Annotated in this window: 20 protein-coding genes and 1 pseudogene; 8 read left to right on the plus strand and 13 right to left on the minus strand. The window is 61.9% G+C overall.

Annotation, left to right across the window (positions count from 1 at the left end):
- The first annotated feature begins 129 nt into the window (after positions 1-129).
- Positions 130-2,721, plus strand: coding sequence for a putative Ig domain-containing protein (locus SPBM01_RS07675; RefSeq protein ID WP_188064784.1), 2,592 nt, complete (start codon positions 130-132; stop codon positions 2,719-2,721).
- 97 nt (positions 2,722-2,818) lie between these two features.
- Here the strand turns inward: SPBM01_RS07675 and SPBM01_RS07680 are convergent, their stop codons facing one another.
- The gene (locus tag SPBM01_RS07680) at positions 2,819-4,465 is read right to left on the minus strand and encodes an IS1634 family transposase (protein WP_188062844.1); all 1,647 of its coding nucleotides are present in this window, start codon (positions 4,463-4,465) and stop codon (positions 2,819-2,821) included.
- Positions 4,466-4,803: 338 nt separating this feature from the next.
- On the opposite strand from SPBM01_RS07680, the gene SPBM01_RS07685 reads away from it, so the two are divergent.
- Both SPBM01_RS07685 and SPBM01_RS07690 read left to right on the plus strand, forming a co-directional pair.
- Positions 4,804-5,259 carry a hypothetical protein gene (locus tag SPBM01_RS07685; RefSeq protein ID WP_188064786.1) on the plus strand — a complete coding sequence of 152 codons (456 nt, stop codon included), beginning with the start codon at positions 4,804-4,806 and terminating at the stop codon, positions 5,257-5,259.
- A gap of 5 nt (positions 5,260-5,264) precedes the next feature.
- Positions 5,265-6,002 (plus strand): hypothetical protein, encoded by a 738-nt coding sequence (locus SPBM01_RS07690; RefSeq protein ID WP_188064788.1) that lies wholly within the window; start codon positions 5,265-5,267, stop codon positions 6,000-6,002.
- An 11-nt stretch (positions 6,003-6,013) separates the two neighbouring features.
- Here SPBM01_RS07690 and SPBM01_RS07695 read toward each other — a convergent pair whose 3' ends face one another.
- Positions 6,014-7,219, minus strand: a complete 1,206-nt coding sequence (locus SPBM01_RS07695; RefSeq protein WP_188064790.1) for a type I secretion C-terminal target domain-containing protein — start codon at positions 7,217-7,219, stop codon at positions 6,014-6,016.
- A gap of 421 nt (positions 7,220-7,640) precedes the next feature.
- On the opposite strand from SPBM01_RS07695, the gene SPBM01_RS07700 reads away from it, so the two are divergent.
- Positions 7,641-7,895: a hypothetical protein gene (locus SPBM01_RS07700; protein WP_188064792.1), complete on the plus strand. Its 255-nt coding sequence runs from the start codon at positions 7,641-7,643 to the stop codon at positions 7,893-7,895.
- A gap of 312 nt (positions 7,896-8,207) precedes the next feature.
- Here SPBM01_RS07700 and SPBM01_RS07705 read toward each other — a convergent pair whose 3' ends face one another.
- Together SPBM01_RS07705 and SPBM01_RS07710 are read right to left on the minus strand one after the other, a co-directional pair.
- A complete protein-coding gene (locus SPBM01_RS07705; RefSeq protein ID WP_188064794.1) occupies positions 8,208-8,360 on the minus strand; it encodes a hypothetical protein in 153 nt (50 codons plus the stop codon).
- 12 nt (positions 8,361-8,372) lie between these two features.
- Positions 8,373-8,576: a DUF6961 family protein gene (locus tag SPBM01_RS07710; protein ID WP_188064796.1), complete on the minus strand. Its 204-nt coding sequence runs from the start codon at positions 8,574-8,576 to the stop codon at positions 8,373-8,375.
- Between the two features lie 143 nt (positions 8,577-8,719).
- On the opposite strand from SPBM01_RS07710, the pseudogene SPBM01_RS22150 reads away from it, so the two are divergent.
- The 4 genes and pseudogenes from SPBM01_RS22150 to SPBM01_RS07725 all read left to right on the plus strand — a co-directional run.
- Positions 8,720-8,863: pseudogene (locus tag SPBM01_RS22150) on the plus strand (hypothetical protein); the annotation flags it as partial.
- Between the two features lie 27 nt (positions 8,864-8,890).
- Positions 8,891-9,172: a hypothetical protein gene (locus SPBM01_RS07715; RefSeq protein ID WP_188064798.1), complete on the plus strand. Its 282-nt coding sequence runs from the start codon at positions 8,891-8,893 to the stop codon at positions 9,170-9,172.
- A 635-nt stretch (positions 9,173-9,807) separates the two neighbouring features.
- Entirely contained in the window at positions 9,808-11,019 is a 1,212-nt protein-coding gene (locus tag SPBM01_RS07720) for an Ig-like domain-containing protein (protein ID WP_188064800.1), read from the plus strand.
- Between the two features lie 191 nt (positions 11,020-11,210).
- Positions 11,211-12,995, plus strand: coding sequence for a cation:proton antiporter (locus SPBM01_RS07725; RefSeq protein ID WP_188064801.1), 1,785 nt, complete (start codon positions 11,211-11,213; stop codon positions 12,993-12,995).
- Here SPBM01_RS07725 and SPBM01_RS07730 read toward each other — a convergent pair whose 3' ends face one another.
- The 9 genes from SPBM01_RS07730 to uvrC all read right to left on the minus strand — a co-directional run bounded on the left by SPBM01_RS07730 (position 12,996) and on the right by uvrC (position 22,274).
- Positions 12,996-13,787 carry a LysR family transcriptional regulator gene (locus SPBM01_RS07730; protein ID WP_188064804.1) on the minus strand — a complete coding sequence of 264 codons (792 nt, stop codon included), beginning with the start codon at positions 13,785-13,787 and terminating at the stop codon, positions 12,996-12,998.
- On the minus strand, positions 13,784-14,182 hold the full coding sequence (gene apaG / locus SPBM01_RS07735) for a Co2+/Mg2+ efflux protein ApaG (RefSeq protein ID WP_188064806.1): 399 nt from the start codon (positions 14,180-14,182) through the stop codon (positions 13,784-13,786). Before apaG ends, SPBM01_RS07730 begins: the two co-directional genes overlap by 4 nt.
- 34 nt (positions 14,183-14,216) lie before the next feature.
- Positions 14,217-15,425: a trans-sulfuration enzyme family protein gene (locus SPBM01_RS07740; protein WP_188064809.1), complete on the minus strand. Its 1,209-nt coding sequence runs from the start codon at positions 15,423-15,425 to the stop codon at positions 14,217-14,219.
- Positions 15,422-16,420, minus strand: a complete 999-nt coding sequence (locus SPBM01_RS07745) for a threonine dehydratase (protein ID WP_188064811.1) — start codon at positions 16,418-16,420, stop codon at positions 15,422-15,424. The genes SPBM01_RS07740 and SPBM01_RS07745 overlap by 4 nt, the downstream gene beginning before the upstream one ends.
- 133 nt (positions 16,421-16,553) lie before the next feature.
- The gene (gene leuB, locus SPBM01_RS07750) at positions 16,554-17,597 is read right to left on the minus strand and encodes a 3-isopropylmalate dehydrogenase (RefSeq protein WP_188064813.1); all 1,044 of its coding nucleotides are present in this window, start codon (positions 17,595-17,597) and stop codon (positions 16,554-16,556) included.
- Positions 17,598-17,647: 50 nt separating this feature from the next.
- Positions 17,648-18,382, minus strand: a complete 735-nt coding sequence (recO, locus tag SPBM01_RS07755; RefSeq protein WP_188064815.1) for a DNA repair protein RecO — start codon at positions 18,380-18,382, stop codon at positions 17,648-17,650.
- A 38-nt stretch (positions 18,383-18,420) separates the two neighbouring features.
- A complete protein-coding gene (locus SPBM01_RS07760) occupies positions 18,421-19,947 on the minus strand; it encodes a methyl-accepting chemotaxis protein (RefSeq protein ID WP_188064817.1) in 1,527 nt (508 codons plus the stop codon).
- A gap of 2 nt (positions 19,948-19,949) precedes the next feature.
- A complete protein-coding gene (locus tag SPBM01_RS07765) occupies positions 19,950-20,249 on the minus strand; it encodes a hypothetical protein (protein WP_262504357.1) in 300 nt (99 codons plus the stop codon).
- A 111-nt stretch (positions 20,250-20,360) separates the two neighbouring features.
- A complete protein-coding gene (uvrC, locus tag SPBM01_RS07770; protein ID WP_188064819.1) occupies positions 20,361-22,274 on the minus strand; it encodes an excinuclease ABC subunit UvrC in 1,914 nt (637 codons plus the stop codon).
- Positions 22,275-22,678 lie beyond the last annotated feature (404 nt).

Genomic DNA, 22,678 nt, shown 5'->3' on the forward strand with positions numbered 1-22,678 from the left:
TGATGGCGCGCGCCTGCGCGGCTCCGATGGCGTGTACCTGATAGCCCCTGACAGCAACACCTATTTCACGAACGAAACCGGCGCTATCTACACCGCCCAAAGCGGGTCGCCCTATACGGAGGCATTCTCATGACGACGCTTATTCCACTCGACAAAACCGAATTGGCCCGCATCGGGGCGGCCACCGTGGACATGCTGCAAGTAGCCGTTGGCGCGATCGCGACCGGCCCATCGCAACAGGAGATTGATGACGCGATCGCAGCGCGCCTGGCGAGTGTAACGCCGTTGACAGCCAACCCCACGGCGGCTGACTTCAACAGGTTTCTGGCGGCTATGGGCGGGCCTGTGGCCGTCATCCCGGAACCGTCCAATACCTCTCTGCCTACGATATCGGGAACGGCGCAGGAGGGCTTCACCCTTACCGCGACCCCCGGCGTTTGGGCCAATAGCCCGGCCAGCGTTTCCGGCGTCTGGTTTCGCGGCGGGACGGCAACGGCGCGGATTGGCCTGACTTATATCCAGGATAGTGCTGATATCGGTGCCACTATTTCCTATGTCGAAACAGCGATCAGCGCACAAACTGGCGCTGCCTTTGTAGCAAATTCTGCGCCTACTGCCGCTGTGATAGCCGCCACTGTCGCGCCTCCGGTTAGCACCGTCGCGCCAGTTGTCTCAGGCACCAACACGGTTGGCGCCACACTGACCACGACCACCGGCACTTTCAGCAATTCGCCGACGAGCTATGCTTACGAATGGCAGCGGGACGGCGCTCCCATCGCGGGCGCAACGGCTTCCACCTATGTGCAGGTCAGCGGTGACCTAGGTAAGTCCATCCGCTCGCGTGTCGTCGCCACCAATGCGGGCGGCGCGGTAGGCGTCGCATCCTCCAATGCAAAGATCGCAGTCAATGCGCTAGCGATTTCAGGCGCGTCCCCGGTTGCACAGATTAACGTGCCCTACAGCTTCACGCCAACCGTCACGGGCGGCAGTGGCACACGCACTTTCGCTCTGACCGGCACTGTCCCGACAGGCATGACGTTCAGCACCGCCACGGGAACGATCAGCGGCACGTCCGCCAGCGCAGGGACAACGACCGGGCTGACAATCACCGTGTCCGATCCCAGCGGCTCGCCATCCGCCGCGCTTGGCCCTTTCTCCATCGTCCGCAGCGCGGGCGGTTGGGATATCGGCCTTGCTCGCAAGCCCGCCTATGTCCCGGCATGGACGTGGCCCGCGAGCATCGCGGCGGGCAAGAGCAATGGCTCCATCCCGGCTGACGCTATCGAATATGAGACGGGCAATGCTGGCGGTGCCTTTGCATCGTTCGGCGCATGGATCGACGCCTGCAATGCTGCCGACAAGGCCGGGGCGATTCAGACCGATCTCACTTTCTCATCTTTCGGTGGAGCGCGCTACCTCAAGCGCGGGCTGTATGGCGCTGGCGCGTCCATGCCAAAGCTGAATTACACCGGTCGAACTACCGGCCATTCAAAGTCCTGCACTTTATTCGTCCATAGCGAGGATGTTGTCATCCGGGGCATCAACTTCGTCAACTGGCCGAACATTCTCGGCGTCACCTATCCCACCGTGGCTCTGGTTAAGAGCGGAGCGTTGGATAGCGCGCCCTACCACACGGGAACGGAGCCGACCTATGTCGCAGTAAACTCCGGAAGCACGCGCGGTATCACCGGCAACGGCCAGCTTTTCCCGGTTCGCCAGATCGGGACGATTGCGATAACGGGTTCGGTGTCGATTTCCGCGCTGAATGGCGTTCGCCAAATACCCGCGATCGACACGGCAGGCACCACGTCCGGCGAGAAGTTTCTTGACGCGGACTGGTATGCGACGTGCGAGACGGTCAATATATTCGCTGGCCAAGCCTGCACCACTCACAGTCAGGTTCGCGATGCGATCAATGCTGGAAGCGCGACCCACGGTTTCACCGCGTCGCTCAAGGCTGACGGCACTGTGCGCCTGTCCACCGTGGACAGCACGGTTCGCGTCTTTGACGAAATCAACGTAACGAAGACGGGTGCAGGGACCGTGGCGACCAACAACAGGACGCCAAAAGTTTCGATAGATCATTGCGCCTTCACCGACTGCGACCAGGGCTATTGCAGCGTCCTCGACGTTCTGGAACTCGGCATTGTCGATATCCACGCCAACGAATGCCCCGGCACATGGAACCTGTTGTCCGGCCTTGTCACGCGCTGGGAAGGGATACGGGCCGCAAATAACTACTGGCGCGACTGTATGCCATCGCGGGCGTTGGCCATCGGCCGCGCGACTAGCACGCTGCCATCAGGTTCGTCGCTCACCTGTCGCAATACGCTGCTTTATCTCGGCACCGATACGTCTGTGAAGATGCGCTATCACGGAGCCCAAGGCGGCAATATCATGCTGATCGAGAACAATGAGGTTCTCAATGTCGAAAGCACCAACAACAGCGACACTGTGAACTGCGCTGTTCTGGCCGACATTCGCAACAACTGGCAGGTGACGGCTAACGGGAAAATCGGTCGATTCGCCTATAACAAGGTTGTCCACCTGATCGGCACTGGCGGCGGCGATGACTGCAATGTCTTGTACGGCAAGCCGCGCGGGATAACCTGCATCGGTAACTATTTTAGCGACTTTGGTGCAGCCTATGTCGCCAATACTTCAACACAAAATGGCAGCGAAGCGGGGGCCATGTTGTGCAAGAACCCAGGCCCAACTTGAACAGTGCTTTTGGAAAAGGCATTTTTGTTCAATGACATGCACGCACCGGCGCGAGTGTTACCACTACATTTTTGGGTTTGGTTGAGCTTGCAGAGGCTCAGGTTCGCGGCGGCAGTTCGCTGATATTGGCCGGCAGCGCGATGCCGGTTGCCTTGAAGACATTCCCCACCTGGCCCGAAACGTGGGTGCGGGTGGTAATGACCTTGCCGTCCTTTTCGATGGTGGCTTCCTGAAGGCGATCGAGATCGTTGAGGAGCGGCTGCCATTCGGGCTGCAAGCCCTTTTCCTGACACAAGCGGGTCAGTTCCTTGGCCAGCGTCAGGGCCAGGAACGAGACAAACACATGGCCGCGGATAGCGGCATCGGACTGATGGAAGATGGGACGGGTATCGAAGCTCGCCTTGGCAACCCGGAACAGGGCCTCGACCTGAAGCAGGTCACGGTAGCGGATGACGGCCTGCAGCGGGGTGATCCGGGCATTGGTGCGCAGCACGCTGATGCCGTCGTAGCGCGCCTCGTCGGCAAGCTTTCCCATGTCGATCTCGAAGGTCTTGCCGCTGGCCTTGAGATAGCGGCGATAGGCTGAGTTACCGACCAGGGCCTTGTCGCCCTTCTTCAGCTGGGTTTGGAGGCCATCGATGATCGCTTGCCGGTCGGCCTTGTCCTTCCTTGCCTCAGCTTCGTTGAGCGTGACGACGTAGCGCTGGGCATCTGCGCCTTTGCCAACGCGCACTTCCTTGACCCACAGCTGGGTGTCTCCTGCCTGTCGCTCGAGGACCAGGGGCACCATCGGAGCAGTGTCGGCAAGCACGACATCGCGGATGACGTTGCTGGTGCGCTCTCGCGCACCCAGGATGTATTCCATCCCCAGCTCTTCAAGGGCGGCGATCGTACCGGCACTGATCATGCCGCGGTCGGCCACGACGCACGAGCGGGTTATCCCAAAGCGGGTACGCAGGCGCGTGACGATGGGCATGAGCACCTTCACGTCGGCCGTGTTGCCCGGGACCATCTCGGTGCAGATCGGACGCCCCTCGGCGTCGATCACCACGGCCAGGATCATCTGGGCAAGCTCGGGCCGGTGGTCCTTGGAATGACCACGCCGACCCAGCGTGTCGCCGCCTGCACCGTAGAACGAGAGCGACGTCGTATCCATGAACACCAGGCTGAGATCAGTGAACAGGTCCCGCCGGCGATCGAACAGCTTCTCCTCGATCACGTCCTTCACACAGCGAGGTGCCAATGCGCCTTCTGTCTTCTCCTCGATCTCCTCGCCGAGCCAGGCCATGGCGCGATAGAAGTGATGAAGGGCAAGATCCTCGCTGCCGTCGATGGCGTAGCTCTCCATCCAGTCCAGGCAGGCTCGGTCCGAGCCGGAGACAAACAGGCGGTGCAGTGTGGCGACAAACACGGCGCGCTCCACGGCAAAGCCGAACTGGCGGCCTTCCAGCACCTCTTCCATTACAGCATCGATGCCAAACCGCTGCCACAGGCGCCCGAACAGCAGCGGACCGCCTATCCGGCGGGCTGCGATCCGGCCTGCATCAATGTCAGACAGAATGACACTGCGTCCCGCGTGACGTGCGATCGAGGCGGCCAGCCTGTCGAGTTCGCCACTGGCGGCCAGCACATCCTTACGGCCCAGAGCCTTGATCGTGCGCTGGCGGACGGCTTTGCCCTCGCGCACGCTCTCGACCAGGTACAGATAGCGGTGCCCGCGCGCGACTCGTTCGACGACATACATAGGCAGGTTGTTACTGCCTGCACCCGTAAAAATAAACCAAGCCGCCAGTCACAGGCAAAATGTTGTTAGCACACCCGGTTTTGCCACCAAATCCACGCCCAGCAATATCAGATACTTACTAGCTCACGTTCTCTGCGTGTTCCGCTGGCACTGTTCAACTTGGGCCAGGAACATACAACGGCACCGTCGCGGGCATTGCGTCGGCTGGTGGCGTCGATTGCGAAGATCATATTTTCCGCGCGAACACGCTGATTGACGGCCCTGACGGCTGCTGCTGGATCAAGTCTGACGAAAACAAGCGCCCGGTCTATGTCGACCATAACCTGTTCGACGGCTGGGTGAACGCGAAGGGTGGCGTCGATCAGACGGCGGGCAATGAAAGCGGCCTGATCCGGGTCACGGCCAATCAATACGGTCCTGGGGTCAACAGCAACCGCTTCCGCCGTTGCGACCCGCGCACCTCGTCAAAGCGGGTCATCAACTTCTGGAACCTGTCAACGGTCGGCACCGTCGATGGCGCGCGCTGGTCAGTCGCCAACAACGAGTGGTGGAACGACATCACCGCCTATGCGGCAGACACCGATTTGGTGACTTACAACGGCTCGACGGCGAACAACTGGACCGCCAATCTTGTCACGGGCGGGGATAAGATACTGTCCAGCGAGGGGGTGGACACCGGCTATAAATGGCAGGTCCGCGTCGAAGGTGGCGCGGCGTTCCCCGGCAATCTTGCTGCTCCATCGGTGCCATATGGCTCGATCGACTTTCTGCAATCCTACGGCTTCATGGGGTAATTGGAATGGAAGATAGATTTTTAACAGTCGAAATGCTCTCCACCAATGACGCGGTCCCCGTTGATGGCGACAAATTTGCGTGGTTCGACATCAGCGCCGGAGCGTGGAAATATCTGACGAAGGCGGAATTTTTGGCGTTAATCGTCAGCGGTGTTGCGCCAAGCGTCCTTGAGCCACAAATCGTCCGAACGGCCGGCCATTACGTCCCGCCGCATCGAACCGGTTTCTCGAATGATGCGGCGGGAACAACTGACGTGGTCGATACCGCATATTTTCACTATTTCACCGCCGACTGCCCGCTCTCGGCGATCGCAGCGACTGTGAAAACGGCGGTTGCCGGGGTAACTGCAAAGATGGCGCTTTACCTCGCAGATGATGCCGGTCGCATGCCGAAAACACTGGTCGAGGGTTTTAACACGGGCGCAGATATGGGTGTGGCGGGGACAAAGGATTTTGCCCTGGCTACGCAGTTCGATCCCAAAGTCTCCGCGCGCCAGGGCTATTGGGTCGCGCTCGTGTCTAGCGGCGCATCGATCCGTAACGCCATGGCGCTCCACGCATCGGGCAACATCGTCGCCGATAGCAACGGGGTGGGCTCATCCAGTGCACTCGGTCGATTGATTGCGACGCTGTCTTACGCCACCGCATGGCCGGCAGACGCCTCGACGCTGACGTTTAGTGATACGGGCGCGGCTTTAACAGGTTCGCCTGGTACGGTGCTGGGCAAAGCGGTAAGGGTTTGATCAAGCCGTTATTAAAACACCAAGTAATCAGAAATGGTGGTGGCAAAATTTCCCTTCACGGAAAACAGATCCACATAACTATCGCCGCCACCATCGATGTCGATCAGACCATAGGTGTATCCGCCACGCTGTGTGACGTTTAGGAAGCCCTCGCTAAAGGCGTGCGCCGCGTCGGTTTCGAGAATGGCCGACAGGTCGATCTTGTCGCCTGCACCAAGGTCCGTAATCGTCGTCTTGGCTACCGCCTCAAAGACGAACTTATCCGCGCCTGACCCGCCCGTTGCTTCGGCGATCGTGCGCAACACCAGCGTGTCGTTGCCCTCGCCACCGCTTAAGGCCACCCGCTCGAATGAATCGGCAATCAGTGTGTCATTGCCCTTACCGCCTTCAGCTCGCTTGTAGGCCGTCAGGGTATCATTGCCAGCGCCTCCGACAAGGATGGAGTAGCCATAAACATTGTCGTCGCCGGACCCGAGATTTAGCTGCGGCGTCCATACCAACTCGTCATGACCGATCTCGGCAGAATAAAGACTACCAGCGCCGCCCGTGATACCCTGCTTAGCGTTCTCATAGGAAACGCGGCCATGGACCGTTGAGAACTCGAAATCGTCTTCACCGTCGAGCGTGGGCTTGATGATGCCATAAACTGAACTGATGACGTCCCGACCGGCACCATCGATCAGGGTCAGCGGAGCTTCGTTCTGGTCATCAAGTAGCAGCACGTCGTTACCGGAGCCGGCGTCGATCATGCCTAGCGCTGATCCACCCACAAAGTCATTGCCCGCTCCTAGCCGGGTGGTGACGCCGACTGCGCCCACGCCGAAAACAAAGCCGTCGTTAAACTCGGTCCCCGCACCTGATCCTGCATAGGTGAAGATGAAGGAGTAGGCATCCGACGCATCAGCAGATAGCAGATAGCCAGGGTCTCCATAGAACGGATTGCGTGCCGCATAGGGGCCATTTGCGGTTGGGTCAGGATCGCCGCCGCTCATTGCGAATTCCGGCTTGGCTATCGACGCGCCAGACCCGTTGACCCACCCATTGCTTGTGCGCTCGATCCCGGTCCAGAACGGGCCATAGGGGTTGAACTGGCTCGGGAATTCTTGGGCGAACGTATAGTCCGCGATGTCCTCGTTGACGATCACACCGCCAAAACGTGTCGTTAATGCCTTCGCTTGAGTGAAGGAAACCTCGTCCGAAATCCAGTTGAGCGCCATGCAAACATTCCCCGTACAAGTTGCCGCGACCAGCTGCTCGGTTTCCGAGTCGTGTTTTCTTGTAATTTAAGCGCGGAGATTCTCGAACAGCACGAATCAGAGGAGTGGTGATTTACCTTGTCAGGCGTCCTGTTTTAGGACAGCAGCGGCGCGCAGCGACGCTCAAATAGGTGACCCCGACGCCGCCAAGGGAACCTTCGCACACGAATACGCCGCCGGGATCGTAAATAATAAATCGTGGATGCGGTCGGCCGTCAAGTGCGCCAGACGGCAACCCCGGAGTCGCGCGGGGGGGGGGTGGCGACTCCGGGGCAGACCTGATTGTTGGATCAGGTTGTCCACCATATGCCGCGACATGGTTAACATTTGGTTGACGCCCCACCCCTAGCGACTCACCACCTGTTCGCGCTACGTTCCCCGCGTGGACAAGCATCAACGCATCATTATCGACCTGTCGCTCCAGATCCTGGAGGCGGCGGACAAGCGGTCATCTCGGGAGAAGGTCGGGACCACAGAGGTTCGTCTGGCCTTGCGCTGCCTGATGCCCCACTGCAAAGAACGCTGGCCGCTGGCTGCGTTCTGGAACGGGGCGATCGGTGAACAATCCGCTGGTAGGGCTGCGAGCACGACGGCAGCGCTCAACGGGATCAGGTTGCAGTTGAAGGCGGCGGTATAATTGACCGCGCCGCCCGCCGCAAATCATCCATCGCCCGGTCGAACACTTAGAGAGTAGGAAGACGACGGCCAAAGCTTAGCACCATGATGATCGAGTATTTCAACACGGCAATCGGGGCTGGAGGCTATCATACCCTCTGCCAATTCCTTGGCTTCGGATAATCTCCCGACAAATCTTTCACTCCCGATGAACTGATCGTTCTCGATGTGCACTATAGTCAAAAACATCGGATGCCCCCGCAATTGGGCGTAGGGTCGCGTCGGTAGATGATTCGGTCAAGTGGCGTTCGGGCTATCGGGCAGGAATGGGTGATCAGAAATCAATCCCCCGCCGCTCGCACTCACCAATGGCTATTTCTTCCCGTCGCGTAGGATGCTCATGGTCCGGCGCACTGAGCCAGATCGCCAGCACCTGCGCGTCTGATAGCATTGCCAGCTCTGCTTCAATATCCTCGTCCGTTGCCATGTCCGCTTCCCCTCAATGCTTGCTGAGCGGCCGCCCCACCCGATAGTCCATCAGCTGATCGACCCGCTCGCCAACGGCCTGCCATGTCCTTACCCCGTCCGCATCGCCATCTGTGGCAAGCTCGGCAATGCGAATGGCGACTTGCAGCGGGGCCTTCGCCTGATGCTGCTTGATCAGCTTCTGGGCGCAGGCCCACAGTTCCCAGTCAGTCGGCACGGCAGAGCCTCCGGTGTGGTTCCGCTGAAACTACCTGATTTTCGTGATTCTCTCACGGCTTTTCGGATCCACGGGCAGCGCGGAGACGGCGCACGCGATATTCGGTCGTTGCAACCGACCTGCCGTCCCCCTAAGTTCTATAAATGTTCTTCGAAGCCACATCTCTCGCTATTGTCGGCACAGACTTTCCGCAGCGAGGCGCCGCCCGCCAGGCGGAGATCACAGTGTGCCGACCAGGGGATAGGCTGAGCCTTCGCCGCGAGCGTGCGAACATAGGCGGCCAGCCTGCCGTTGGCGTCTATTCAGAGCGGGGCGTGCAGATCGGCTATGTGAGCCCGGTAGCGGCAGGCATGGTCGCGGGGCAGCTGGCAGTGACCCGCGCGATCTTCGTCAATGCCGACACCTTTGGTGCAGTAGCACGCTTCACATTTGACGGGTCGAAGCCCATCCTGCCCCAGCCGCATCAGAAGCCCAAACGGATGATCCCGGCTGGATATCCAGCCGATGAATATTGCGGCATCTTCCCGATTGTGAGGGGTGCAGCGGACGTGGCGCAGCGGACATGTTCCATTCCGACAATTCACCTAACCGATTGATATTGAATACGGCAACAAACGGAGAACCTGACGGAACAGTCGTTGAAAAAATAGGGTAAAATGCGGCCTTAAAATCCGCCTTCCCCTGGAAATGCGGGTTCAAGTCCCGCCGTCCGCACCATTTTTTTAAGTCTCAAGCGCCAGCGCAGGCATCCGCCCGCTTGGCTGTCCTCGCATTAAATCGGGCGGCCGTTCGACCTTGCGAACCCTGACGGGTTCGAAAACTCGCTTATATTCCTCACCAGCATCCATAACGGTATTTCCCGACATAAGCGCATCGCAGGTCTTTTGGACGCTCGCTGGATGGTTCAAGCCCTGCGCGAAGATTGTGCGCGGCCGATGGCCATTACTGAACCAACCCGCCCGCCATCCCTGCACCTGCCTGCCGGCGACTCAGCGCACTAAAAGGCCCATTTCCATGCGCCTTAATATAAATCAATATTCGATATTATAAATCAGACAGATTTTACAGATGCAGACAATAGCCACTAGCACAAATCCATGTGCTATTCGGCAAAAATGCTTCAAATCGAAATAGTCCTGCTCTCAAATGTTAACTCATGATTAACCGCGTTGACACTCCACATCGAAGTCTACAGACGAATTGTCGGGACGCATGACTTGGGGAACTATTCATGGCTGTTAGCGTTAAGCCTGTTGCAGGCGATGACTATCTGACTTTTTTCGAGAATGAGGCGATTGGCGCCAATCTGCTCGTCAACGATACCGCCGGGGCGAACGGCAATAAATTCTTGCGTTTCTTCGACAACATCAGTGTCGGCGCCAAGACCGCCGGGCAGACCACAGCAATTGCGGGCGATTATGGCACTTTCTTCGTCAAGGCGGACGGTTCGTTCACCTATGAGCTGAGCGCAGCATCAAAGGCTGGCTTCTTTGCCGGCATGACGCTGACCGAAAATCTGAGCTACAAGATTTCCGACGGCAGCGGCAACACGGATGTCGCCACGTTCAGCATGGACATCAAGGGCGTCACCGTAAAGCCGGTCGCCGTTGACGACAATTTCAGCTTCGCCGAAAATGACGTGATTGGCGGCAACGTGCTGACCAATGACATCGCCGGGGAAACGGGCGTGCTTTATCTGCGTTCCGTCGAAGGCACGGGCGTTGGGGCCAAGATTGCCGGTCAGGTTACGGATGTAGCCGGCGAATTTGGCGTTTTCCACTTCAAGGCTGACGGCAGCTTCACCTATGACCTGAATGCCACGGTCAAGGCCGGTCTGGACGCGGGCGAAACCGTCACCGAAAAGCTGGAATATTACAAGATTTCGGACGGCCAGGGCCATACCGATGTCGGCATTCTGACCGTCACCATCGACGGCGTAACTGATTCTTCGACCAAGACGCAGGTTTTGCTCGATTTTGAAGATTTTGACTTGTCGAGCAATACCGAAGCTACCGCTACCGCACCTTTGCCCGCGGATTATCACGGCTTTAGCCTCACCGGTCCCAGCGATCCGGTATATGTTGTGGATGAAGGGCTTTATCCAACTTCGGGCTATGCAGCAGGCTCGGTAAATCCTGGCGAGAATGTCGCCCTTGGATGGTTCGCGCGTAGTCCCATCGTCATCAAGCAGACCGATGGTGCCGATTTCGATTTCGACAGCATGTACCTTACCTCCGCGTGGGACAGCGCTCAGACCGTGCATCTGGAAGGCAAGCAGGACGGCGCTGTGCTTTACAGCCTGGACGTTGCAATTAACAATATTGCGGCCACCTTCGTCGATGTCGACTGGTCGGGGATCGACGAATTGACGATCTCCCACCCAGGTCAGCACATCGCCATGGACAATATTTCCCTGTTCGTCGGTGACGTGCCGCTGGTCTGATCTCGTCGGATCAACAGGATATGGCAAGGCTCGCTTCCGAAAGGGGGCGAGCCTTTCTTTTTTGAATTGGCAGGCATAGCCGGACGGTGCCGCAGTTGGGCAGTTGCCCGGAAATCGCGCAGCAAACCGACCCACCACGCCTTTCTACCAAATGACTGGATATTTCGCTGCGTTGCCGCAATGATGCGGGCATGGCCGGTGCGATCAATCCCAATAGTTTCAGCGACTCCCTCGTTATCCTTGGCGCAGCGGGGCTGGTTATTCCCGGTTTCGCAAGGTTTCGCATCAGCCCGGTGATCGGGTTCATTCTGGTCGGGCTGGCAGTGGGTCCGGCGGGCCTTGGTGCGCTGGTGGGGCAATATCCCTGGCTATATCATGTCACCATTTCCAACAGGGAAGCGATCGAGCCATTTGCCGAACTGGGCGTCATATTGCTGTTGTTTTCGATCGGTCTGGAACTGAGTTTCAAGCGGTTGTGGACGATGCGGACGCAGGTGTTCGGCATGGGCGCGGCCGAATTGCTGGGCAGCGGAGCGTTGATTGCGCTGGGCCTCTATCTGCTGGGGCAACCTTCGGCGGGTGCCGTGGGCCTGGGCCTGGCGCTGGCGCTGTCGTCCACTGCCGTCGTGCTGCCGATGGTCGGCACGCAAAGCACCGTGGGCAGAGCGGCTTTTTCGATGCTGCTGTTCGAGGATCTGGCGCTGGTGCCGATCATCTTCATGCTGGGTGCGCTGGCGCCCTCCGTAGCGGCCAGTCCCGATGGGGCATGGGGCGAAATGGCCAGCACATTGTTGCGCGGTGGCATTACCATCGGCGTGATGCTGGTGCTGGGGCGGGTGTTCCTGCCGCATATTTTCAGCCAGGCGGCGCGGACTAAAAGCCCCGAAGTCTTTCTGGCCGCCAGCCTGCTGGTCGTCATCGTTTCCAGCCTGGCGACGTCAATCGCGGGGCTTTCCCCCATCGTCGGCGCGCTGCTGGCGGGGTTGATGATCGCCGAGACGGATTATCATGGCGAAGTCGAGGTGATGACCGCGCCGTTCAAGGGGCTGGCGCTGGGCGTGTTCCTGATCACCGTGGGGATGAGCCTGGACATTCGCGTCATCCTGGCCAACTGGCCCAGCCTGTTGACGGCAGTGATGGGCGTGGTGCTGGCCAAGACGCTGGTGACGGCGGGGCTGCTCTATTTTTCCGGGGCGCGCAAGGGGGTGGCGCTGGAGGTCGGGGTGCTGATGTCCAGCCCGTCCGAAACGACGCTGATCGTGCTGTCCACGGCGGCGGCGGCGCAGTTGATCCTGCCATCGACCGCTGCCTTCTGGCAGATCGTGACTGCCATCGGCCTGACCATCACGCCGTTGCTGGCGCGGGTGGGCCATGATGTCGCCCGGCGGCTGGAAATGGGAAGCGGCGATGAATTGCCCGAACCCAAGCAGGAGCAGACGCAGGCAGCGGCCGTCGTGATCGGCTTTGGCCGGGTCGGGCGAATGGTGTGCGACCTGCTGACGACGCACAAGCAGCGTTTCATCGTCGTCGAATCCGATGCCGATGTCGTCGCGGAGGCGCGGCGCAATGGCTATCCGATCCTGTTCGGGGATGTGGCGCGCGTGGAGATGCTGGACAAACTGCGGCTGGGCCATGCCCGCGCGCTGATCCTGACGATGGACGATCCGGTTCTGTCGGTGCGGTTGACGAAGCGGGTGCGCGGATGGGTGCCGGATTTGCCGATCATCGCGCGGGCGCGCGATACCGATCATGCCGCGCAGCTTTACAAGGCGGGGGCGAGCGACGCCGTGCCGGAAACGCTGGAAAGCTCGCTGCAACTGGCGGAGACGGCGCTGGTCGACCTGGGCGTGGCGATGGGTCCGGTGATCGCGTCGATCCATCAGATGCGCGAGGATCTGCGCGTGGGCATCAAGGATGCGGCGCAGATGGAGACGGCGCCGAAATTGCGGCGGTTGCGGCCCGATGAGGTCGGCTGATTAGCCGATGAGCGCTTCGACCAGCGCCTTGACCTTTTTCTGGCGCCATTGCGGCAACGGGGCGATGAGCCAGTAGGACAGAGTCGTGGGGGTGGTATCGCCCACCTGACGCACGCGGCCCGACGCAAGGTCGGCCTGCGCCAGCAGCAGCGGCACGCTGGCCCGGCCAAAGCCATTGGCAGCCGCTTCGATCGCCAGCCCGCCATCGGCGACACGAATCACCGCAGGCTGATCGCCACCGGGGCAACCGGGCCATTCGATCCGCTGGTCCGGGCCGCCATCGGCCGCTTCGACAGTGACGAAGGCGGCCTCCCCCAGTTTCAGCCCTTCATGCTCCCCTGCCCCGTCGCCAAGACGCAGGGCAAGGTCGAGATTGGCTTCGGTGAAGTCGAGCATGTCGTCAGCCGACACCAGCGAGAATTTCAGGTCCGGCTTGCCAGCGGCATAAGCGGCGAGGCGCGGTTGCAGCCATTTGGCGGTGATGTCGCGCGGCGCGGCGATGGTGAGCGCGCTGCTGGACTGGCCCGCCTGCATCGCGCGGACGGCCTCCTCAAATTCCAGAAAGCCCGCGCGCAGGGCGTCCAGCCCGCCTTCGGTTTCGGGGGTGAGTTCCAGCCCCTTGGGCGTGCGGCGAAACAGGACGACGCCCAGCATATCTTCGAGCGCGCGAATCTGTTGCCCCACCGCAGCGGGGGTGACGGCCAGTTCGTCGGCTGCGCGAGTGAAGGACAGGTGCCGGGCCGCCGCGTCCAGCACGCGCAGGCCGTTGAGCGGCAAATGGGTGCGCTTCATTCGGCGACTGCCGGGGCGATGAGGGCGAAATGGGGAATGGCCACGTCGAATATTTCTCCGGCGGCACCGATCATCTGGTAGCTGCCCTTCATCGAGCCGGTCGGCGTGTTGAGCGGGCAGCCCGACACATAATCATAGCTTTTGCCCGGTTGCACCACCGGCTGTTCGCCGACCACGCCGTCACCATCGACGCGATGTTCGCCGCCGCGACCGTCGGTGATGATCCAGTGACGGGTGAGCAGTTGCACCGGCTGATCGCCCTGATTTTCAATACGAATATGATAGGCCCAGAACCAGCGCCCCCGGTCCGGCTCCGACTGTTCGGGCAGGAAAGAGACAGCGACATGGACAATGATGTCGCGTGTCGCGGCGTGGAAGGGAAACAGGGCGTTCATGACCGCAAGTGATGCGCTTGGCCGGTGCCTCCCGTCAACGCCCTATCGCGCTCAACGCCTGATCGAGGTCGGCGATCACGTCGTCGGCATCCTCCAGCCCGACGTTCAGGCGCAGCATATCCTCTGTGATGCCGACTTCCAGCCGCGCCGCTTCGGCCATGCCGAAATGGGTGGTGGAGGCAGGATGCGTCATCAGCGAGCGCGAGTCGCCGATATTGTTGCTGATGTCGACCAATTGCAGGCCGTTGAGCAAGCCATGCGCCTCCGCCCTGCGGCCGCCGACATAGAGCGAGAAGATCGGCCCGGCCATGTCCATCTGGCTCATGGCAAGGGCGTGCTGGGGATGGCTTTCAAGGCCCGGATAGAGGACTTTGGCGACGCGGGTTTCGAGGAAGGCAGCAACCTTGAGCGCATTTTCGCTCTGGCGGCGGATGCGCAGGTCGAGCGTTTCCAGCCCCTTCAACACCACCCAGGCATTGAAGGGCGACAGGGTCGGCCCGGTGTTGCGGTGAAAGGGCAGCAGGACATTGTCGATCCAGTCGCGGGTGCCGCAAATGGCGCCGGCGAGGACACGGCCCTGCCCGTCCATCATCTTGGTCGCGCTGTAGGCGACGACGTCCGCGCCAAATTCCATGGGCCGCTGAAGCGCGGGGGAGGCGAAAGCATTGTCGACGACAGTGGTGATGCCATGCGCCTTGGCGATCTTACAAACGGCTGCAATATCAACCACATCCATGGTGGGGTTCGCAGGTGTTTCGAAGAAGAATACTTTGGTATTGGGCTGAATCGCCGCTTCCCATGCGCCGGTTTCGCGGGCGTCGATAGTGGTCGTTTCGATGCCGAATTTGGGCAGCAACGTGTCGGTGAGCCAGCGGCAGGAACCAAAGGCTGCCTTGGCCGCGACGACATGATCGCCCGCCGACAATTGGCACAACAGAGCGGCGGTCATGGCAGCCATGCCGGTTGCAGTGGCGCGGCACGCTTCCGCGCCCTCCAGCAAGGCGATACGCTGTTCCAGCATCTCCACGGTCGGGTTTTGAAGCCGGGAATAGGTCATGCCCTGCTGATCGCCCGCGAAGCGCGCGGCGGCATCCTCCGCCCGGTCGTAGCTGTAGCCGCTGGTCAGGAACAGGGCTTCGGAGGTTTCGCCATATTCGCTGCGCGCGGTGCCACCCCGGATCGCCAGCGTCGCAGGCTTCCAGTTTTTGGTGATGTCCGGGTTCTGACCGCTTTTCCGCTTCATATCGTTTTCCGCATGTCCATTGTCACGCGCGGCGTTGCGCCGCCCAATATTTCCGCCATCTGGCTCATATCGCCATTACCGCCCGACAGGATAACCGCAACCTTCTTGCCCGCCATCGCGTCTTTTTCCTGGCAAAGGGCAGCGAGCGCGACGGCCCCTGCCCCTTCGGCCAGATTGTGGGTGTCCTGCCAATAATGGCGAATCGCGGCGGCGACTTCATCATCCGTGACGGAAACGAAACGGTCGGCGCGGGGGCCGAAATAGTCGAGCGCGGCCTGCACCGGGGTGCAGACGGCCACGCCATCGGCAAAGGTGTAGGCGGTGGGAGAGGCAAGGAGCTGCCCCGCCTCGAACGATCGCTTGGCCGCGTCGACATGCGCGGACACGACGCCGACGACCTTCGTTTTCAGGCCCAGCGCGTCGCGCGCGGCAATGGTGCCGCACAGGCCGGAGCCGCAGCCGACGGGAACGTAGACAGTGTCGAGGCCCGGCACCGCGTCGAACAGTTCAAGGCCGTAGCTGGCGACACCGCGCACCAGTTCGTCATGATAGGCCGGGACCATGAACAGCCCCTGTTCCGCCGACAGGTGCAGCGCGTGCGCCTTTGCGCTGTCGAAATCATGGCCATGTTCGATCAGGGTCGCGCCGAATGCGCGCATGGCGGCGTTCTTTTCCAGCGCATTGCCGTGGGGGACGACAATGGTGGCCCGAAGCCCGGCGGCGGTGGCAGCGCGGACCTGCGCCTGACCATGATTGCCGCGCGTGGCGGTGATGATGCCCGTGACATGCGGGTGAGTGCGGCGCAGCCAGTCGATATAGATGATCGCGCCGCGCACCTTGAACGCGCCGGTGGGCGTGTGATTTTCATGCTTCACCCAGACGTCGCAGCCGGTGCGGCGCGCGAGCAAGGGCCAGGCGAATTGCGGCGTCGGCGGCACCTGCGCATGGACCATGGCGGCGGCGGAACGGAGCGAGGCAAGCGGGAAATCTGTCATCGCCCGCCCCTATCGAAGCGGGGCGGGCGGCGACAGGACCGATGCGGCGGAACTGGACCGCTCAAGATTGCGTGGCGTGTTCCCGTGAGGGCGGGACTGGGTTCCCGCCTTCGCGGGAACACGGGCGTATCAATCAGAGTGCGGCGAGGACCGCGTCGCCCATTTCCACCGTGTTCATCGTGCCGCCAAGGTCGGGCGAGCGTGCGCCGTTCGCCAGTGCCTTTGCCACGGCGGCCTCGATCCGGTCGGCCTGTTCGGACAGGTTAAGCGAATAGCGCAGCATCATTGCGGCGGACAGGATGGTGGCCAACGGATTGGCCTTGCCCGTGCCGGTGATGTCGGGGGCGGAACCGTGGATGGGTTCATACAGCCCCTGCCCGCTGCCGTTGAGCGTCGCGGACGCCAGCATACCGATGGAGCCGACGCACATGCTGGCCTGATCCGACAATATGTCGCCGAACAGGTTGCCAGTGACGATGACGTCGAACTGGCCGGGGTTGCGGACCAGCTGCATCGCGGCATTGTCCACATACATATGGCTGAGCGCCACGTCCGGGTATTCGGCCGAGACTTCGATCACCACGTCGCGCCACAACTGGCTGGTTTCCAGCACATTGGCCTTGTCCACCGAGCAGAGCTTGCCGCGCCGGGCGCGGGCGGCCTGAAACCCGGCATGGGCGATGCGGCGCACTTCGGCTTCGTTGTAGGACATGATGTCATAGCCTTCGCGCAGGCCGTCGGTGGTGGTGCGGAAGCCTTTTTCGCCGAAATAGACGTCGCCATTGGTTTCGCGCACGATCAGCAGGTCGATCGCGCCGGCGACTTCGGGCTTCAATGCGGATTCGCCCGCCAGTTCGGGGAAAACCTTGGCCGGGCGCAGGTTGGAGAAAAGACCCAGTTCCTTGCGCAGGCCAAGGATCGCCTGTTCCGGGCGCAGATGGCGTTCGAGCGAGTCGCAATCGGGATCGCCCACTGCGCCGAACAATATGGCGTCGGCGCGCTTTGCAATGTCCAGCGTTTCGGGGGGCAGCGGATGGCCGACCGCCTTATAGGCTGCGCCGCCGACAAGGCCATGTTCATAGGTCAGGCCGTCAATCGCCAGCGCATCCAGCACCCGCTTCGCCTGATCGACGATTTCGGGACCAATGCCATCTCCGGGGAACAGGGCGATCAACATGAAGATACTCCTTGGAAACTGCTTGCCGCCCCTTATGGAAGCGGGCGCTGTCAGGCAACCGCCCTTTTCAGCCGGTCGACCAGCCTTTCGCGTGCGGCCAATATGTCGGCGCGCCAGTCGGTGAGGAGCGAGCGTTCGAGGAAGAAGCCGGTGAGGCGCAGACCGTCGATCACCTGCGCCCAATCGCCGCTGCCGCCATGGAGCAGGAAGGGCGGAAGCGGCAGGAGCAGGCTTTCATAGCCGAGCGCCCCGGCGCGGCTGACGGCGGCGGCGCTGCGGGGGCTGACGAAGGCGAGATCGTCGGCATCGCCCAGCGCGGCGCAGCGGCTGAGATCCAGGCCAAAGCCGAGTTCGGCGAGCAGCAGCAGTTCATAGCGCACCAGTGCGGCGGCCCATCCGCGTGCGGCAGGCGCGGCCTCCACTGCGCCCAGCACGCCGTCGAGCGCGGAATAGAGCGCGGGATAGGGCGTGCCTTCGGGTAGCGTCGCGGCGGTCAGGGCGCAGCTCCATTCGATGGCGGCGGCGGGTAAAGGCTCGGCGTGGAGCGGCGCGCGGCTATGAGACAGTTCGACGCTCAGCCCGGCCAGTTGATCCTCCGTCCGGGCGCGAAAGTCCGCCATGACGGCATTGCCCGCCAGCAGCACGGGACGCATCGCCCGCGACCGGCCGCCGCGCACATAGCCCGCGATCAGGCCGTGGTCGGGGGTGAGCAGCCGCGCGATCGCGCCATGTTCGCCATGGGCGCGCAGCGAGCAGACAAGGGCGGGCGTGGTGAGCGATGGCACGCCGCCGTCTTAGCGGGCCTTTCGCCGGGCCGCCACCGTCAGGCGGCGCGCAGTTCGCGCAGGACGGTGCGGACCGTTTCCTGCAATTCTTCCGACCGGCTGGACAGCGGGCTGGCGGCGGAGTCGGTCTGGTCCATTGCGCCCTGCGCCTCCACCAGTGCGCCGCTCAACGCTTCGGCCTGGGCCGCCGCATTGGCGATGTGGCGGGCCATTTCCTCGGTCGCGGCGGCGATTTCGCTGGTTGCGCGAATCTGGTCCGCGACTTCTTCGGCAATGGCGGTGGCGGAGCTGTCCATGGTTTCAGCGGAGCGCGCGGCAACGTCGATCGCGCCCGACACGCTGCGCGCGGCAAGGCGGATGTCCTCCAGATATTGGTCGATCTGGCGCGTGGCCTGAGCTGTCTGGGTCGCCAGGCTTTTCATTTCGGACGCGACCACCGCAAAGCCGCGCGCGTCGCCATGGGTGCGGGCCGCTTCGATGCCCGCGTTGAACGACAGGGTGCGGCTTTGCGCCGCGATTTCGGAAATCAGCGCGACGATGGTGCTGGCCGCATCGACGGTGGTGGCGAGCGCCGTCACTTCGGGCGTGAGCGCGCGCGTCGCTACTGCCCCCTGATGCGCGCTTTGACGGGTGCGACCCGCGCTGCTGCCGACCTGATTGATCGAGACGGCGAGCCGTTCGGTGTCCTGCGCCACGGCGCGCACGTCGCCTTCCGCCCTGGCATGGGCGGCGCGCAGGTCGGCGGAGCGGGCGGTGGTGCGATCGAGCAGGTCGAACAGCCATTGTTTGCTGGTCGACAATTGGCGGGACAATTGGCCAAGATCACCGACGACGGCGCCAAGCCGTGCCTCCAGCGCGTCGGCGACGAGGCGGCGGCGGTCGGCCGCTTCCTCTGCCCGGCGCGCGGATTCTTCCACCATGCGCTGACGGTCGGCGGCGATTTGCGCCTTTTCCAGTTCGGCAAGCGCCGCTTCGGCCCGCGCCTTGGCATCGTCCGCCACGATGCGCAGCGCGTCGCTGCGGGATTTTTCGGCAGCCTGCGCGCGGATCATCTGGTCCAGGCGATCGACGATCCAGAGCAGCATCGCCGTCTGCAACACCACGACCAGCGCATGGAGCAGCACGCGCGGCAGGTCGGTGGGGCTGGAAAAGACCCAGGCGGGATGGACATAGTTGAGAATGAGGTGATGCACCGCCGTGACGCCCGCCGCAGCGAGCAGCGCGCGCCGATCCAGCAGGGCCGTCAGCATCGCCAGCGCGGCGAAGAAGGTCATGTGCATGTCCATCTGCCACGGATGATCGCGCAGCAGGAACACATAGAGCGCGGGGAAAGTCATGGTCGTGACCGCCATCGCCATGCGCGCGGGGCCGCCGACGTCATGGCGCAGGACCGCAATCGTCGGCAACAGCGCCAATGCGGCAGCGGCCAGCGCCGCCAGCAGCGCGTCGGGCGATCCGGCCAGCGTCGCGACAAGGAACAGCGCGGGGACGTTCAGCCAGAACAGGCACATCAACATGCGCGCGCCGGACAGGCGGATCGCCCGCAGGGGATCGGTCGGGATCATGCCTATGCTTTCTCCATGGGGCCGCAAAATCGTTCGGGCGCAGCGAGCGGGATGATGGCGTGAGGCAGCAGTGCAGCCGCCAGTCGGCGGCGGTCGCCGCGCACGATGAGCGCGCCATTGGCGGACCGTCCGACCGGGAAGGCACCGGCGGCGATCGCCATTGCCGCGACGCCATGGTGCCGATGGGGACCGAAAGGTTGCAGCAGCATCGTCCCGCGCGCAGGCGGCAGGACCGTCAAGATACCAAGCAGGCAGAATGCGCCGAGCAATTGCGCGGACGCAATCAGATAAGTCCCTTTCACCACCGACGCTGCTCCTTTCATCGAGCAATATGTCTGAAAGGGAAGCTGTCAGGAAAAACTTAAGAGGAAATTAGCTTTGATCCATATTGCATGTTTCTCTGGTGCAACGACTTAACCGTGGAAATAATCATAGACTTGTTGCGCGACGGCGGTGGATACGCCGGGCGCCTTGGCGATATCTTCCAGAGCGGCGTCGCGGACCGCGCGGGCGGTGCCGAAGTGCATGAGCAGCGCTTTCTTGCGCGCGGGGCCGATGCCGGGGACTTCGTCCAGCGACGACACGGTGATGGCCTTGCTGCGTTTGGCACGGTGCGCGCCGATGGCGAAGCGGTGGGCTTCGTCGCGGAGGCGCTGGAGGTAGAAAAGGACTGGGTGGTTGAGCGGGAAGGTGATTTCGCGGCCATCCATCAGGTGGAATATCTCGCGGCCCTCCCGGCCATGATTTGGCCCCTTGGCCACGCCGATCATCGTGACGTCCTCTATGCCCATTTCCTCCAGCATAGTGCGGGCGGCCGATAGCTGGCCCTTGCCGCCGTCGATCAGGACGAGGTCGGGCCATTCGCCGCTGTCGCGATCGGGGTCTTCTTTCTGTGCGCGACCGAAGCGGCGTTCGAACATGTCGCGCATCATCGCGAAATCATCGTTCGAGATTTCGGGGTTCTTCATGTTGAACTTGCGATAGGCGTTCTTGCGAAACCCCTCCGGCCCGGCGACGACCATGGCACCGAGCGCATGGGCGCCCTGAATATGGCTGTTGTCGTAGATTTCGATGCGGTCGGGCGCACCATCCAGCCCGAAGGCTTCGACCATTTCGTCGATGATCTTGCCCTGGCTGGTGGTTTCGGCGAGGCGGCGGTCGAGCGCTTCGACAGCGTTGCGCTGCGCCTGCTTGATGAGGCGGGTGCGGTCGCCGCGCTGGGGAATTTCGATCCGCACCTTTGCGCCGATCCGTTCGCTCAATGCCTGCGTCATCAGCTCACATTCGGCGGGCGCGCGGTCGGACAGGATCAGGCGCGGGGGCGGCACTTCCTCGTAAAATTGCGCCATGAAGCTGGCCAGCACCTCATCCTCCGCCACGTCGGCGGTGTGGACCGGGAAGAAGCTACGATGGCCCCAATTCTGCCCGCCGCGAATGAAGAAGGCCTGGATGCACATCGCGCCATTCTTCGCCGCCAGTGCGAAAATGTCGGCGTCGCCCAATCCTTCGGCATTGATCGCCTGCGAACCCTGAATGAAGGTCAGCGCTTTCAGCCGGTCGCGGATGACCGCCGCCTGTTCGAAATCGAGCGATTCAGCGGCCTGTTCCATTGCGGTGCCGAGCTTTTTCTGGACGGCGGTGGACTTGCCACCCAGGAAATCCTGCGCGTCACGGACCAGTTCGGCATAGCCGTCCGGGTCGATGCGGTCGACGCAGGGGGCCGAGCAGCGCTTGATTTGATAGAGCAGGCAGGGGCGCGAGCGGTTGGCAAAGAAACTGTCGGTGCAGGAGCGCAGCAGGAAGAGTTTTTGCAGCGCATTGATGGTGCGCGTGACCGATCCGGCGCTGGCGAAGGGACCATAATAGCGCCCCTTCGCCTTGCGCGCGCCGCGATGTTTCTGAACGCGGGGGAAGGCGTGATCTTCCCGCAACAGGATGAAGGGGAAGCTTTTGTCGTCGCGCAGCAGGACGTTGTACGGCGGGCGATAGCGCTTGATCAGTTGCGCTTCCAGCAGCAGCGCTTCGGCTTCGCTGTTGGTGGTGACGATGGTCATGCTGCGCGTCTGAGCGACCATGCGTTGCAGGCGGCGGGGGAGCCGGTCGACCTGCGTGTAATTGGCGACGCGGTTCTTGAGCGCGCGCGCCTTTCCCACATAGAGAACGTCGCCGCGCGCGTCGTGCATCCGGTAGACGCCGGGCCGGATGGGCAGCGTCTGAAGCGTGGTGCGGATCGCTTCCACCCCCATGTCGATGTCCGGCTGGCTGCCGGTGACGGTGAAGCTGGCTTTGTCTTCGTTGAAGCGATCGGGGGATTGGGGGCCGGACATGGGGGAGAGATAGCGTGCCGGGCGGGGAGCGCAATGGGGCGTGTGGGGCGCGGAATGACTGTATTGGGAAATCCTCCCCTGCAAGGCCAGTGTTATCGCATATGGCCTTTCGTTATCCCTACAACGTCATCCTGAATTTATTTCAGGATCCATCATGCCCCAAAAGCCGCCGTTCGTGACGAGAAATGGATGCTGAAACGAGTTCAGCATGACGATTAAACGTAAGACTTGTTCATATGTGATAGTCCTGCCTGCAAGAGGGGGGATAGCCGCAGGCCAGGCCGGGAGTGTCGCGCTATCGAGAGGGTGACACCCCTCCGTCAACGCTTCGCGTCGCCATTTCCCCTTGCAGGGGAGGATTTTCGTGCCGCCAACGAAAAAGGGCCGGGATTGCGCCCGGCCCT

The organism is Sphingobium sp. KCTC 72723 (genome assembly GCF_014280435.1).
Lineage (GTDB): Bacteria > Pseudomonadota > Alphaproteobacteria > Sphingomonadales > Sphingomonadaceae > Sphingobium.